Here is a 14,332-nt window from a genome sequence, read left to right as displayed (position 1 = left end):
GTACTAAAATTTGGTGGATGTAACTGAAGAAAAAATATGATATAATGTGAGTAACAAGTCGGGATTTATAAAGGAGAATATTGATGAAACTATTTTTATGTTCGCACTTTTCAAGTGTAGGAAGTCTGATAAAGGAAGAAATTGAAAATAAGAAAGTCGCATTTATTCCAACAGCTTCACTGCGTGAAGGCTACACCGGTTATGTCGGCTCGGCTCGAAAATTATTCAAAAAGTTGGGAGCAATCGTAACTGAAATTGATATTTCAACGGAGGCTTATTCAACGATACAGTCTGTTTTTGAAGAAGCAGATGTGATATATTTTACCGGCGGAAATTCTTTCTTTCTTATGGACCAGCTCCGTAAAACGGGAACTGATGGACTGCTGAAAAAGGAATTGGCAAATGGAAAATTGATGATCGGCGAGTCGGCAGGCGCAATTATATGCGCTCCAAGCATCCAATATATCGAGCAAATGGATGAAAAGCCGGAGGACTACTCACAAGAAGATGATGCAGGGATTGATTTGATTGATTTCTATGTTCTTCCGCATTATCTTACAGCACCATTTAAGAAAGTTACCGAGAAAATAATGACTGAGTTTTCGGATTTGAATCTATGCCCAATTAACAACCGTCAGGGAATTGTAATTGATGGTGAAGATTCAAAGGTTATTTGCAAAGACTAATTTGAAAATTTCAGTTTGCCGATGCTAAAAGGTTAAAACAGAATATCGCGGAGACGATGGACTATACGATTTATTAAAATATATTATCTATGCGAGTTTCTACATAATTGTGATTAAAACGGGTATGGATTTCTATGGGTATAAGCGCTTTCCGAAACTATACGAATCGTATTCTGCACCGTGGTATACAGAAGCATTACTGTATATCGCTGCCTCGCTTTTCGTGATTGTCGTATGTTTTGTGCTCAGAGTAATCATTGGACGAAAGATGAAGAAGAGGTGAGCTATATGTTTATGCTGTTTGAGTTTATGTTTCCGATTATCTTCGTAATGGTTTTTGGCATGATCATCTTCCAGTTTGTGACAGGAATCGGAACATGGCATAAAAACAATCAGTCACCGCGTTTGTCGGTGAGTGCAACCATCGTCGCAAAGCGTGAAAATATCACACATCATAGCCATGCAAATGCGGGTGACCTGTCTGGAACTCATGGCTACCATTCGACTTCAAGTACCAGCTACTATGTCACGTTTCAGGTAGAGAGCGGTGACCGGATGGAACTGTCGGTTTCTGGCAGAGAATATGGAATGCTGGCGGAAGGCGACATTGGGAAACTTACGTTTCAGGGAACGAGATATCTGTCATTTGAGCGCGTGTGATTCTGGAGGTGATAGTGTGAAAGGAAGTAGACGAGGAGGTGATTTTAAGAAAAAGTTTATGTCAATTCAAGTTAACGAATCCAGAATTAATGTCGCGATGGTCTTCTAATAATGAAGAACCAATGTCACATTATTTAAATAATTCATGTTACCGAGCACTCTGGAAATGCCCTGATTGTGGTGGCGAATATATAAGTTCTATTCGAGATATGGCAACGGGAAACGTGGATTGTGTGTATTGTTCAATGAAAGAAGTTCTTCCGGGTGTTAATTCCTTTGCCGTATTGCATCCGGATTTAATGAATGAGTGGAACCATTTGGATAACTATTTGTTATGTGATCCTGATCAGATTTTGGATAATTGCATAACACCTGTTTGTTGGACATGCCCAGTGTGTGCACACGATTATAAGTGCTCACCAAAGCAACGGATTCTTTATCAAAAACGAAACATGGATGCTTGTACTTTCTGTAAAGGTTTGCGAAGAAAGGAACGGCATTATATTTGACTAAGAGAAGGTCACTTTACATCCCTCAAAATGGGTAAAGTGACCTTTAACATCAATTATGCGACGGGGGACAGCTCGGCTTCTGGAACAAACAAGACGGCAGAAACAGAGCAGGCCACACAGGCTGTTACGCAGGCAGCTTCTCAGCAGACCAGCACGGAATCCTATATCCTCAATACCAATACAAAGAAATTTCATCGGCCGTCCTGTTCATCGGTCAAACAGATGAAGGAGAGTAATAAAAAATCCTCATCAGAGAGTAGGGATGCGCTGATTGCTGCAGGTTATGATCCGTGTAAAAAATGCAATCCGTAAAAATGTGTCAGATATTTAAAAAATATGGAAGAGGACGGTTGTAGTTCTATATTGCAATACTTCTTCTTTGCGCATATTGGATATGCTGTTGAGGGCGACTGTTGCACGCAGAAGATAAGTTGCGCCGGTCTGCGATAATGTGCTGTTTGTATAAGGAAAAGGACAAGGAGTTATGATGAATTTTAGTGGGATATTGATTGGTGTGCTTACCTTTTTTCTGATTGGATTGTTCCATCCTATTGTTATATATGCGGAGTATTACTTTGGAAGCCGCTGTTGGCCGGTATTTTTGCTGGTGGGCATTTTGTGTATGATTCTATCCGTAAGAATGCAGGAAATACTTTGGTCGGTTTCCCTGGGTGTTTTGGGCGTCAGTTGCTTTTGGAGCATTAAGGAACTGAAAGAACAGGAAAAAAGAGTGGAAAAAGGATGGTTCCCGAAGCGGAAGGTGAATAAGCACTAAAGAAGAAAGCGGGGAGATGAGAAGATGGCGGTATGGAGATTACAGGTGAATACTGGAGGAGCGAACGTTGCGGATTATTGCTTGCAAAACCATGTTGCAGCACTTTGGGCTGGCAAGGTACTTGCTATGGAGCGTTTACGAAATGAGAGATAGAGCGTATGGAAATAATCTATACGTTGTCAACGCACCATAGCGTTTACTATACGTTTTATTTTTTTCCTTTTTAAGAAAAGTGATTAAAAAACTATTGACAATTTGTTACTGGGAGAGATAGAGAGTGCGTTTTGATGAACTTTTTGAAATGAGAAAACTGACAGGAATAAAATTAAAGGACTACATCAGTGGCAATGGATTCTCTAAGGTATCGTTCTGCAAAAAGACAGAAATTTCTCGACCTACTTTAGATAAAATTTTAAATGGCGAGATAGATAGTAAAAGCTCATTCGATAAGCATTTGAATAAAATTTTTACCAGTTTGGGCATTGGCCCGGATACTTTGATGGAATTTTCAACGAAAACGCAAAGCGTAGATGCGATGTACTCGCAAAAGGCTCTGATAAATTATCAAATGAATGATAAGGCAAAGATGGAGTATGATCTGTTGCAGGATATTTTAAACCTTTGCAGTGTTTATTATTAGAGGCAGAAGGCTATGAGTGAACAAACTACAGCAGCCAACTTAGACGAAGTTATTGAGACACAGATGAAGCAGAGTGAGAGTGCTTGAACTAGGAAAACCGATGGCATAGACTATAAGCAGTCGAGGTCATCGGTTTTCTTGGCAAATATGAATTTTGAACTTTATTTTAGCAAAATACTATTTTCACTTTACACGGAAATAAAGTACGAAATTAGCCTTTTTTACCTAAAAATTTTTTTACTTTTTGCCTTTTTTGCCCTTTACTCTTTTTCTCTCAGCTGCACCTTATTCCTTGCGCTTCGCCGCCGTTCATCCTCCAGCGCCGCATAATGCTTCTTCGTCGTATTGACATCACTGTGTCCCAAAACATCCGCGACGAGGTAAATATCGCCGGTTTCACGGTACAGATTAGTGCCGTAGGTGCTGCGGAGCTTATGTGGCGTGATCTTTTTTAGCGGTGTGACGAGCTGTGCGTATTTTTTGACCATTTTTTCCACACTGCGTACGTTAATGCGCTTACGCTGCATGGAGAGGAAGAGTGCTTCTTCGCTGCCTTCCTCTGGGACAATATGTTCACGCTCGCTGAGATAGTCCTGAAGCGCATATTCTACCTCGGCACCAAAATATACGATGACTTCCTTTCCGCCTTTTCGATGAATCCTAAGACCACCGTTTCGGAAATCAACATCGTTGATATTCAGTCCGACACATTCTGATACACGAAGCCCCGTACCAAGCAGAAGCGTCATCATCGCCAGATCTCGCAGCTTGGTCTTTGCATGGTAGGCTTTCTGTTTTTCGGTCAGACATTCGCCATCCTCAACCTCATCCAGGAAACGCGCCACCTCGTCAACATCGAGGCGTATAATTTCTTTTTCATGAATCTTGGGAAGCTGCAGAAGAGAAGCGGGGTTATTCTGAATCCGCTCGGTCCGGTAAAAGTAGTTGTAAAAGCTCTTGACCGTCGAGACTTTCCGCATGATACCCCGCTCTGTATTCATCAGATCCTCACGTTTTTCGGTCGAATAACATTTCAGATACTCCATATATTCTTCCAGATCCATCAACTTGATTTCATCCAGAATAGAAAGCGGAAAATCACGCAGCTCCTTTGTTTTAAGCTCTGGATTTGCTTGTTTCAGGAAATCAAAAAATGTCTTTAAATCATAGGCATACGCAAGCCGAGTGCGCGCCGATGTACGTGGTTCAATGCCGCGGAAGAAATCGGTACAGAACGGTGGCAGCTCTTTCAGAATGCCTCGGATTCGTTTTGTATTTTCGATGTCTTCCTGTTCGTGGTAGGAGAGTACAGCCATATCACAATTCCTCCTTTGGTGATGATGAAAGGTCCGAATGTATCAAATTTTTCAGATGGCGATCGGTCCGTTCCGGCCATCCGGGATTGTTTCCATCAATAATCGCATGGAAAAAGCGATCTTTTACCCCCGGTGAATCATGGTTGAGTTTCTTTGTTAATTGCTTCACATACTCGCGTTTTGTTTTTCCATCTACCGGGCATGGATTTTTACAGACTGGAAGATGGTATTTGTTTTTAAATCCGATCACATCGGCTTCCTGGACATACATCAGCGGGCGGATCAGAGTTAATCCCGTTTTGTCCAGATGGTTTTTCGGCGAGAAGGAATAGAAACGTCCCTCATAAATCAGGGATAAAAGCATGGTTTCGATCAGGTCGTCGCGGTGATGTGCATAGGCGATTTTATTACAGCCAAGTTTCAGAGCCGCTTCATTTAAAGCGCCTTTTCGCATCTTGGCACAGAGCGCACATGGATTGGATTCCTGACGGGTTTCAAAGAGAATCTTGCCGATTTCCGTCGGAACGACCGTGTAGGGCACGTTTAATTCATCACAAAGCTCCTGAACCGGTTTTAAATCAAATGCAGCCGCATCCGATGAAAGCGTCGGCGACAACCGGTTCGAAACCTCCGGAGAAAGCGCCTGAAAGCCCAGATCAACTGTAATAGCACAAAGTTCAAATGGTTCCGGGTAAAACCGGCGAAGCCCCTGTAAAGCATATAAAAGTGTCAGGCTGTCTTTACCGCCAGAAATACCGATAGCTATTTTATCGCCGGATTGAATCAGACGATAGTCATCAACTGCCTGGCGGGTTAAACTTAGAAGACGTTGAAGTTTCATGAGAACATCCTTTCAAATATAACGAATGAATAGTTTAGCAAACAGATTAAGTGCATACACATATTTATATTTCAAACTATTCGATAAAGTCCCACTTTCACGAAAGAGTAGGCGGAGACGAAGCGGCAGTTCCGGCGCGCGACCATTCGTTTTCCGCCTAAGGGAGCGCGCGGGTTTCGGAACTGTTCCGTGAAAGTTTACTTTATCGAACTAGTTGAAATTTATCCAACTATTACATTTTAGTTTACTTTTACGAATAGTTTCTAGCGTTTATCATTCTAACACGATTTTCTCTATCCAGCAATAGAAGAGATTTGAACCTTATCGAATGGCTGATTCTCATCATCAAGCAGTTCCACAAAACCATCGCCGACAAAGTGAATATTGTGCTTCAAAATGTCATGCGAGGTATAATGAATCACATGATGAAAGCGACGCAGGAGAGCGCACCATGTTTCCGGTTGTTCCCGCTGGAGCTGTGTATATTGTTCCGTCAACGGAATATTCGTGATAACATACACTTTTGTATAGCAAGCGACTTTGTTCGCATAACGGCAAGGTAATTCAAGCGGATAACCGTCTAAGAAGTTCAGCATATCCCCAATTCGAACGCTTGAACGAAATTCCTCAAAAATAATCACGTATTCGTGAAGAAGACTATCCAGCAATACTAGAACACATGGAATCTAAAGGATATAAGAAATTAAGCGGATATATCAAAGACTTGATAGCACAAGACATGGAGCAATAAGACGCACAAGGGGGAAATGATATGATTATTCACGTTAAACCAGGAAGAAACAAGAAGCCTGTATTCTACGAAGAAACACCTCTGGGATTGCCACCAGTCCCAGAGGACAAAAAGGAATTACCAGGCGGCGGGCAGAGACTTCCCGGAGTTATAGTGCTGGGTGACATATTAATCCCCCTATGGCGTTTCCTAAAATGGGGAATTGCTTGTGTAGCTATGGCGGGAGTCATTTTCTTTATGACAGTTCGTTAAGAGGATGAAATGCATCCTATAAATATCAAATACGGTATATTAAGCAGACTAAAAACAGTTTGCCTAATATACCGTATTTTTCTTTTTCAACTATTCGATAAAGTAGGCTTTCACGAATAGTTTTATCTATCTTCCTATCATACCATGTTTCCCTTTATTTGTAAATAAATCATTTTATGAATTATTCAATATCGTATTTCAGCATAAAAACAAACCTAAACACAAAATGGATGGATGCCGCCTTTGCCATTTACCAGCAAACACTCCAGCAAAAAACAAAGGCAACATCCATCCAGCTCAAAATCCCTTATGACTAATTCATATTCATTTTATTCTTTATTCACTTCTTAATCCAAAAACGCCCGGTAATACGGCCAGACCGTATGGACCTTTCCGACCGTTACATTGCTTGCACTGCCGGATTCATGTACGCCCAGTATGGTTCCGTCTGCGTTCCAGCCTAAAAACATTACAACGTGCGAATTACCGCCAAGCTGGACAAGCAAGTCGCCCGGCTGAAGCTCTGCGCTGTTGATCGCCCGTCCTGTCCGCACAATCTCGTAGGTGCTGGCGGCACCCATTCTATTGCCAAGCGCGGTCCAGTATACCCAGTTGACCCATCCAGAACAGTCAAGCCCTGACAAAATCCGTCCCTTGTAATCCGGGCTTGTCACGCTGGCAAAATGATTGCCGGAAAGTCCTGCTGTACTCGGTTTTCCTCCATAATAATATGGAATCTTGCCAACGGAATTGAGCGCGCATGTGATAACGGCACGCCGCTCCGGTGATAAATCCTCTGGAAGTAAATCCAGGTAAGACGCAATTTCTGCCGGTGTCAGCGGATTCCCGAGTGCAAACTCTGAACTGGCAAGCCCGTACATTTCCTGCCAATCCTGAGCAGCGAGTGTCTGGGCGGCTGTCTGTTTTTCTTCCGTCCAACCCTGCCAGTTCCCGACAGTCTGATTTCCCGTTCCATCGAGCGCAAACAGATTATGCTTCTCTTTCAGACCGGTTGTCTTAACGGTAATGGTCAGATCAACGTGTCCCGGGCAATATTTTCCGTTTTCATTTAATGTAACTGCCGCAGCGCTCTCCGCACTGAACGTCGCCTCTGACGGGGACGCAGCCGCTTTTGATTCGGCTGCCTGCTCCTGTGTGGAAGCCCCCGGTCCCTGTGCCGGTTTGACATAATTATTTGCTGTGGATGCCGCCTCGCTCTCCGTTAACGGCTCCTCTGCCGCTGTCTGACCGTCTCCTGCGCCCTGGGCATCTAAAGCCTCCGAGGATGCCTCTCCTGCTGCACTGCCGCTCTCCACATCGTCATCTGCTGTTTCCTCTGTCGCCGGCTCGTCCGGCAGTTCTGTACAGCCCTCACAGTAATACACATTGCTAATGCTCACGTGGTACTGGTGGGAACTGGTCCAGAGCTGATTGATATAGGTATTGAACAGGTCTGTATTTTTCCAGTCCAGGCTATATGTATATACGTTTGCCATGGACAAAATATCGGTCGCATTGGATGCGAGGGACGTCGGCTTTCCGTCTCCGTCGCATATCTGGAAACGGATATTTTTCCAAGTTGGAACTACCCAGCTCGCCGGGTCCTGCGCGTTATGCTCTGGATTGGAGGGATCATAGCTGCCGAGTACCTGCGCAGCTGGCAGTCCCATTTTCTGGGAAGCTGTAAGCGGTGTCGTCTGGATCCACCCGTAGATCTCCGATATCCACTGTGCATCCCTCGCTCCAAGCGCTTCGTACATCTTCGCGCCCCAGGTATCTTCTGTCCCCATACTCCGGAATTGTTTTGCAAGTTTATACCATGGAAGAGACTCAAATGCCGCCAATGGATCAGACAAATCAACAGCGCTCTCTTCCGTCCGGAGCGCCATCAGGTTATACTCCGTTTCCGACGGAACATATTCTTCCGAGTCTGCCCCCAGACCATTTAAAAACCGGGATGCCATGTGAATCGGGTGTACCATTTTCTTCATCAGACGGTCGCAGAAGGATTCGTCTGTATCATTTTGTGTCTCCTGGTCTAAAATCCCATCTGCAATCACAACTTTATCAGCAGGCACACCGACTGATAAATCCACCTCCGGGCGCACTGCTTCGGCAATCCCGCACAATAAAATACCCGATGCCGCCATGAGCGCCGTTCGGATTATATAAGAATGTCTTTCTTTCATCATCATTTTCTTCATGTATCTACATTCAAAATCTTAAGTAACTATTTTGTTTTTATACCCCAACGCAATCTTATCTTCAAAACATCCAGGCGCAAAAAACCGATGCGTCCTTTCTGATTCTTCACCAGAAATTCAAACACACCGGTTTTAATTATACTTTTATGCGTTCTCGTTTATCTTAAGAAATTCTTGTTTCTTTTTGGCGAATTCCTTAATAATTTCTACGGCACCGTCGATGCCTACGACACTGCTGTTGATGCAGAGGTTATAGCTCTTGGAGCTGCCCCAGCGTTTGCTGGAATAATAGTTATAATAACCAGAACGCTGCTTATCGGTCTTGATCATCACATCTTTTGCCTTATCGCGGGTAATATTGTGACGTTTCATCAATTCCTGAATCTTCACTTCCTCATCTGCACAGATGAAAACAGACACTACGTTCGGATAATCTGCCAGCGCATAGTCCGCACACCGTCCTACAATGACACAGGATTCTTCATCTGCCAGTTTCTTGATCGTGTCAAACTGTGCCAGGAAAATCTTGTGGTTGATCGGCATATCCATATAAGCCGATGTATTATAACCCATCGAATAGGTGTCCATTACCAGTGAATATAAGAAGCTGTTGGTTGGTTTCTCATCATGCGTCTTAAAAAGCTCTTCACAGAGACCGCTGTTCTTCGCTGCCAGTGCAAGAAGCTCTTTATCATAGCACTTGATTCCCAATGATTCCGCCAGTTTTCGTCCAATCGCTCTTCCGGAGCTGCCGCATTCGCGACCGATTGTAATTACTAAATTTTTTTTCATGTCTCCCTCAACTCCTTTCAAGTTCTGCCTTTATTATAACACAAGCTATCTGAAAAGTCATCATTTTTTCGGAATAAAAGGTATTTCTTAGCGACACAGAAATAAACTATCTGAAAAGAATGTGTATACGAATTAGAACGATCTTACTATTCACGTCACTTTTACTTTCCAGCTTTTTTCCGCAGCTTCTCCAGCAGTTCTTCAAAATACGCTGGCAGCGGCGCAGAAAACTCCACATACTCCCCAGTCCGCGGATGGATAAAGCCTAAGACTCCCGCATGCAGGGTCTGCCCTTCCAGTGAAAATGGCTGCCGCGCCGGACCGTACACCTCATCGCCCAGAAGCGGATGACCGATGCTTGCCATATGGACGCGGATCTGGTGTGTGCGTCCCGTCTCCAGGCGGCACTCGATAAATGTATACGCCCCGAAGCGTTCCAGTACGCGGTAATGCGTGATCGCATCGCGCCCCTGTTTGGAGTGGATGCTCATTTTCTTGCGATCCGTCGGATGACGCCCGATCGGTGCATGGACAGTGCCCTCATCCTCGCGCAGATTGCCAAATACGATGGCATAATACACGCGGGTGATCGAATGCACCTTGAGCTGTTCTGCAAGTGAATTATGGGCGAAATCATTCTTGCACACCACCAGCACACCGGTCGTGTTCATATCGATCCGATGGACGATCCCAGGGCGCATGACTCCGTTGATGCCGGAGAGCTGATCCTTGCAATGGTATATCAGCGCATTGACCAGAGTCCCCGTATAATGCCCTGCCGCCGGATGGACAACCATCCCCTTCGGCTTATTGACTAAAATTATATCCGAATCTTCATACAAAATGTCCAACGGGATATTTTCCGCCTCGATCGCCGCCTCCTGCGGTTTTGGAACTTCAAAGGCGATAGTTTCCCCGCCATTTACCTTGAAACTGCTTTTAACCGCTTTTCCATCTGCTGTCACGCTGCTCTCTTTCAGAAGTTTCTGCAAAAAGGAACGGGACAGATCCGGGCAGGCGTCCGCCAGAAATTTATCGATGCGGGTTCCAGCCGCCTCTTCTGGAACCAGATATTCCTGCATCATCGCCCCGACTCCTTTTTCGCACCTTTAAAAGAAAGAAATTCCAGTTCCTCATCCGAATAGAAGAAGAAAAACAGAAGGATCAGCGAGAAAGTCGCGATCACCACATAGCAGTCTGCCACATTAAAAATCGGGAAATCAATCAGCTTAAAATACAGGAAATCCACCACATATTTCTGTGTCAGACGGTCGATCATATTGCCAACTGCGCCTGATACGAGCAGAAACAAGCTGCACATCAGCGGCAGATACCGTTTCCCTGCCGGCATCCGGTAAACCGCCCACAACACTGCCAGAATGACTGCCGCTGCAATCAGGAAGAAGAATCCCTGCCGTCCCTGCAGCATTCCAAAAGCAGCGCCGCGGTTTTCAGAATAATAAAATTCAAACACACCCTTAATGAGCACAAATGGCTTCTGCCCTTTCAGATGGACAACTGCCAGATGTTTTGTAAACTGATCCAGTCCGATGCTGACTCCCAGCCCGATAAAAAAGATAAAGAACTGTCGTAATTTCGTGTTCATGCACCTGATTCCTTTCCTGCTATTATACCAGCACCTGATCGAGTGCCTGTTTCATCTCGTCCTCGGTTACTGTGCGATCCACGTAGGCGTCGCCGATAGAATGAATGAGAATAAATTTGATGATGCCAGAATCCATCTTCTTGTCGTTCTTGGACGCTGCCACAATCGCATCTTTCTCAAGCCCGGATACCTGCGTACCGATATGGAATTCTCCCAGTGCTTCTTTGAAGCGGTTTGTTTCCTCCGGTTTGATCATGCCGCGGTTTTCCGACAGCTTCATCGCTGCCAGCGCGCCGAGTGCCACGCATTCACCGTGCAGAAGTTCAAAGTTTTTCAGCTTCTCGATCGCGTGTCCCAGCGTATGACCAAAGTTTAAGAGCATACGGTCGCCTTTTTCGGTCGGATCCTTCTCTACCACAGCACGCTTGATCTCATTGCTCCAGGTCACTGTCTTGCGGAGTGCCTCCGGCTTTCTCGCCCAGATATCTGCCGCATTTTCAAGCAGCCACTCATAATATGCCGCATCCTTGATCAGACCATGTTTGATAACCTCGCCCATACCGGCGGAAAACTGGTTGTCCGGAAGCGTCTGAAGCGTATTGATATTGGTAAATACCAGCTTCGGCATATGAAACGCGCCAACCATATTTTTGTACGCGTCAAAATCAACGCCCGTCTTGCCGCCAATGCTGCTGTCCACCTGGGAAAGAAGCGTCGTCGGAATCTGCATGAAGGCAACGCCGCGCAGATAAGTCGCCGCCGCGAATCCGCAGAGATCGCCCACAACTCCGCCGCCGAGTGCTGCCAGCATATCGTTGCGGTCAAAATGGTTCAAAATCAAGGTCTCATATAAATCCCGGACGGTGTCGAGGTTTTTGTGCTCCTCGCCCGCCGGAAATACGAACGAAATTACCGTCTTGCAGCACGGCGCCAGAAGTTCTTTTACCTCATTCAGATATAATTTTTCTACGTTCGAATCCGTCACGATGCAGAGACGGCGGTTTGAAATGGAGAATTTTTCGATTTCACCCGGAAGTGCCGAAAAATCTTCGGTCATCACAATATCATAGATCGGCTTCTCGTCCAGGTGAACGGTTACGCGATTCATTTTCTCATTCTTTACAGCTGTCATTTGTTTTCAGTCCTTTCTTTTTTACACATATTTATCCGCATAAACATACAGACGTCCCTTTTTCGACAATCCCCCGCTCCCGGCAAAGCGGAATTTTCCCATGCCGCGCACAGATACAATCTCGCCCTCTTTAAGCTGCACCGCCGGGGAAGTCACCTGTTTCCCGTCAATAAACACCTTTTCACCCTCAATGAGCGGCAGTATCTTCGTGCGGGAGGATGAAAATACCATCGCGATCACACTGTCAAGACGCGGTGATGCAACGCTTCCACTCACGCGCTCCATCTTCGGTGTGATCGGCTCCGTCGCGTCCGCCTTGCGGCAGATCACAGAGGTGTGGCGCACCATCGTGAGTTCCTGGCAGAGATAATCCGCCATCTTTTCCTGGCAGAAGACGCAGCAGCCATTTTCCTTCATCAGAATATCCCCGATGCAGCTGCGCTCAATCCCCAGGTTCATGAGCGCCCCGAGATAATCCCGGTGCGTCAGCGCCTCACTGTAACGCAGGTTTGCCGGAATGACCTCCAACACGGCAATCGGAAGTCCAAACTCCTCATCGTCATACGAAGCCAGAAAACAAAGAAGTTTGCGCTCTGCGCCCTCAAAGCCACCCGTCAGGCAAGTCCGCACCGGCGGCAGCGTCTTCTCGATCGAGTGAAAGATCGTCTGTTCATTTAACGACAAAAAGCCGGTACTTGTCTGTATATCGCGCTGATAACAGAGTCCGGCCAGTTCTATCATTCTCTTTTTTAAAAGCTGTTCTTCTTTTTCCTGCAGCATCGCGTGTTTCTACTCCTGTTCGAAAGTGCTTATATAAAGTGTGCTCCTGCTCAGAGAGCCTGTATACAATCAGAAATCACACAAATTTCCGATTGTATAATAAATACTCCCAGGTTCAGATATATAGCGAACCTGGGAGTATATCAGTATCAGAAGTGGAGATTCATCCCGGAAACATTCATGGAACCGTCTGCTAAGAGTTCGGGAAAGTCGCCGGACAGCTCAACCGATGACGGTGTCGCAATAAAAATGTAATTGGAAATCTTCTGGAGATTTCCATCCATCGAATAGGTCGCGCCACAGGTAAAATCAATGATACGCTGTGCAACCTCCATGTGGATTCCTTCCATATTTAAAACAACAGCTTTTCCAGCCAGCAGGTAATCGCAAATCTCTCTCGTATCCTCCATGGAAGTAGGTTTGATCAGAGATACTTCCATGCTGCGGCGCATCTGCACTACCTTATTGTTAGAGGAACGTGGCAGAAAACGCGGCTTAGATTCCTCCTCGTGGCGGTAATCATCCATCTCTTCGTCCCTCTTGCCGAAAGAACGCTTCTTAATCACCGGTTTTTCTTCTTCGTAATCTTCCTCATCGAAGTAATCGTCATCATTCTCTGTGAGACGCATTGTATCCATTAATTTGTTCAGAATACTCATAACCCTATTTCTCTCCTATCTTTGCCCTGGTTCCAAAAATGCCCGTACCGACTCTTACCATAGTTGCACCTTCTTCAATCGCTGTCTGATAGTCTCCGGTCATTCCCATCGAAAGGACATTCATAGTAACATTATCAATGTTTTTCCGTTTCATGTCAACATATAATTCATATAATTTTTTAAAAACACCACGATTTTCTTCCGAATTCTCTACAAATGGTGCAATCGTCATAAGTCCCTGTATGTGGACATGCGGGTACTTTGCAATTTCGCGTGCCGCTTCCTCGACTTCTTCCGGGGCAAAACCAAATTTGGACTCTTCTCCGGCGACATTGACCTCCAGAAGAATAGAAACGTCCAGATCACGTTTGACCGCTTCTTTTTCGATCTGCTCTGCCAGTCCCACCGTATCGACGGAGTGAATCAGAACTGCCTTGTCAATTACCTGACGGACTTTATTTTTCTGTAAATGTCCAATCATATGCCAACGGATATCAGACGGCAGCTGCGGTTCCTTCTCCAGAATCTCCTGCACCTTGTTTTCGCCGAAATCTCTGGCGCCGGCATCATATGCCTCTTGAAGCATCGGCACCGGCTTTGTCTTACTGACCGCGATCAGCGTGACATCCTCCACCTTCCGTCCGCTCCGCTCGCAGGCGTTCCGTATATTCTGACGTACTTCTTCTAACTGTTCCTGAACCATATGTGATACACCTTCCTTATCTC

18 protein-coding genes are annotated in these 14,332 nt (G+C 45.3%); 7 read left to right on the top strand and 11 right to left on the bottom strand.

Going from position 1 to position 14,332, the window contains the following annotated elements; all coding sequences use genetic code 11:
• The first annotated feature begins 83 nt into the window (after positions 1-83).
• The 6 genes from C7U56_RS01565 to C7U56_RS01535 all read left to right on the top strand — a co-directional run bounded on the left by C7U56_RS01565 (position 84) and on the right by C7U56_RS01535 (position 3,273).
• Positions 84-686 (top strand): Type 1 glutamine amidotransferase-like domain-containing protein, encoded by a 603-nt coding sequence (locus C7U56_RS01565; RefSeq protein ID WP_007888235.1) that lies wholly within the window; start codon positions 84-86, stop codon positions 684-686.
• A 288-nt stretch (positions 687-974) separates the two neighbouring features.
• The gene (locus C7U56_RS01555) at positions 975-1,346 is read left to right on the top strand and encodes a DUF2500 domain-containing protein (protein WP_106999873.1); all 372 of its coding nucleotides are present in this window, start codon (positions 975-977) and stop codon (positions 1,344-1,346) included.
• 89 nt (positions 1,347-1,435) lie between these two features.
• On the top strand, positions 1,436-1,855 hold the full coding sequence (locus C7U56_RS16255) for a zinc-ribbon domain-containing protein (RefSeq protein WP_227589513.1): 420 nt from the start codon (positions 1,436-1,438) through the stop codon (positions 1,853-1,855).
• A 39-nt stretch (positions 1,856-1,894) separates the two neighbouring features.
• Complete coding sequence (locus C7U56_RS01545) at positions 1,895-2,170, top strand: Ada metal-binding domain-containing protein (protein WP_233430145.1); 276 nt, start codon at positions 1,895-1,897, stop codon at positions 2,168-2,170.
• A 172-nt stretch (positions 2,171-2,342) separates the two neighbouring features.
• Positions 2,343-2,633, top strand: coding sequence for a DUF4491 family protein (locus tag C7U56_RS01540; protein WP_338108839.1), 291 nt, complete (start codon positions 2,343-2,345; stop codon positions 2,631-2,633).
• A 277-nt stretch (positions 2,634-2,910) separates the two neighbouring features.
• Positions 2,911-3,273 (top strand): helix-turn-helix domain-containing protein, encoded by a 363-nt coding sequence (locus tag C7U56_RS01535; protein ID WP_106999869.1) that lies wholly within the window; start codon positions 2,911-2,913, stop codon positions 3,271-3,273.
• A gap of 260 nt (positions 3,274-3,533) precedes the next feature.
• Here C7U56_RS01535 and C7U56_RS01530 read toward each other — a convergent pair whose 3' ends face one another.
• The 3 genes from C7U56_RS01530 to C7U56_RS15515 form a co-directional block, all read right to left on the bottom strand.
• Entirely contained in the window at positions 3,534-4,589 is a 1,056-nt protein-coding gene (locus C7U56_RS01530) for a tyrosine-type recombinase/integrase (RefSeq protein WP_106999868.1), read from the bottom strand.
• Position 4,590: 1 nt separating this feature from the next.
• Positions 4,591-5,430 carry a tRNA lysidine(34) synthetase gene (locus C7U56_RS01525; protein WP_106999867.1) on the bottom strand — a complete coding sequence of 280 codons (840 nt, stop codon included), beginning with the start codon at positions 5,428-5,430 and terminating at the stop codon, positions 4,591-4,593.
• 293 nt (positions 5,431-5,723) lie between these two features.
• A complete protein-coding gene (locus tag C7U56_RS15515; protein ID WP_181357140.1) occupies positions 5,724-6,098 on the bottom strand; it encodes a hypothetical protein in 375 nt (124 codons plus the stop codon).
• A 104-nt stretch (positions 6,099-6,202) separates the two neighbouring features.
• On the opposite strand from C7U56_RS15515, the gene C7U56_RS01515 reads away from it, so the two are divergent.
• Positions 6,203-6,433: a hypothetical protein gene (locus C7U56_RS01515; protein ID WP_106999866.1), complete on the top strand. Its 231-nt coding sequence runs from the start codon at positions 6,203-6,205 to the stop codon at positions 6,431-6,433.
• Between the two features lie 347 nt (positions 6,434-6,780).
• On the opposite strand, the gene C7U56_RS01510 is transcribed toward C7U56_RS01515, so the two are convergent.
• From C7U56_RS01510 to C7U56_RS01475, 8 genes are all read right to left on the bottom strand, one after another.
• Complete coding sequence (locus tag C7U56_RS01510; RefSeq protein ID WP_106999865.1) at positions 6,781-8,637, bottom strand: NlpC/P60 family protein; 1,857 nt, start codon at positions 8,635-8,637, stop codon at positions 6,781-6,783.
• Between the two features lie 144 nt (positions 8,638-8,781).
• Positions 8,782-9,429 carry a cytidylate kinase-like family protein gene (locus C7U56_RS01505; RefSeq protein ID WP_022358645.1) on the bottom strand — a complete coding sequence of 216 codons (648 nt, stop codon included), beginning with the start codon at positions 9,427-9,429 and terminating at the stop codon, positions 8,782-8,784.
• A gap of 161 nt (positions 9,430-9,590) precedes the next feature.
• Entirely contained in the window at positions 9,591-10,511 is a 921-nt protein-coding gene (locus tag C7U56_RS01500) for an RluA family pseudouridine synthase (RefSeq protein WP_353956895.1), read from the bottom strand.
• On the bottom strand, positions 10,511-11,035 hold the full coding sequence (lspA, locus tag C7U56_RS01495) for a signal peptidase II (RefSeq protein ID WP_106999863.1): 525 nt from the start codon (positions 11,033-11,035) through the stop codon (positions 10,511-10,513). The genes C7U56_RS01500 and lspA overlap by 1 nt, the downstream gene beginning before the upstream one ends.
• Before the next feature lie 22 nt (positions 11,036-11,057).
• Entirely contained in the window at positions 11,058-12,167 is a 1,110-nt protein-coding gene (gene aroB / locus C7U56_RS01490) for a 3-dehydroquinate synthase (RefSeq protein WP_106999862.1), read from the bottom strand.
• A gap of 21 nt (positions 12,168-12,188) precedes the next feature.
• Positions 12,189-12,947, bottom strand: coding sequence for a YlmH family RNA-binding protein (locus C7U56_RS01485; protein ID WP_233430144.1), 759 nt, complete (start codon positions 12,945-12,947; stop codon positions 12,189-12,191).
• A gap of 149 nt (positions 12,948-13,096) precedes the next feature.
• Positions 13,097-13,606, bottom strand: a complete 510-nt coding sequence (locus tag C7U56_RS01480; protein ID WP_022358650.1) for a cell division protein SepF — start codon at positions 13,604-13,606, stop codon at positions 13,097-13,099.
• Between the two features lie 4 nt (positions 13,607-13,610).
• A complete protein-coding gene (locus tag C7U56_RS01475) occupies positions 13,611-14,309 on the bottom strand; it encodes a YggS family pyridoxal phosphate-dependent enzyme (protein WP_106999861.1) in 699 nt (232 codons plus the stop codon).
• Positions 14,310-14,332 lie beyond the last annotated feature (23 nt).

It is taken from the genome of Clostridium fessum, from assembly GCF_003024715.1.
In the GTDB taxonomy this organism is placed as follows: Bacteria; Bacillota; Clostridia; order Lachnospirales; family Lachnospiraceae; genus Otoolea; species Otoolea fessa.
The sequence above is the reverse complement of the archived record's forward strand: the minus strand, read 5'-3'. Positions and strand labels throughout refer to the sequence as shown.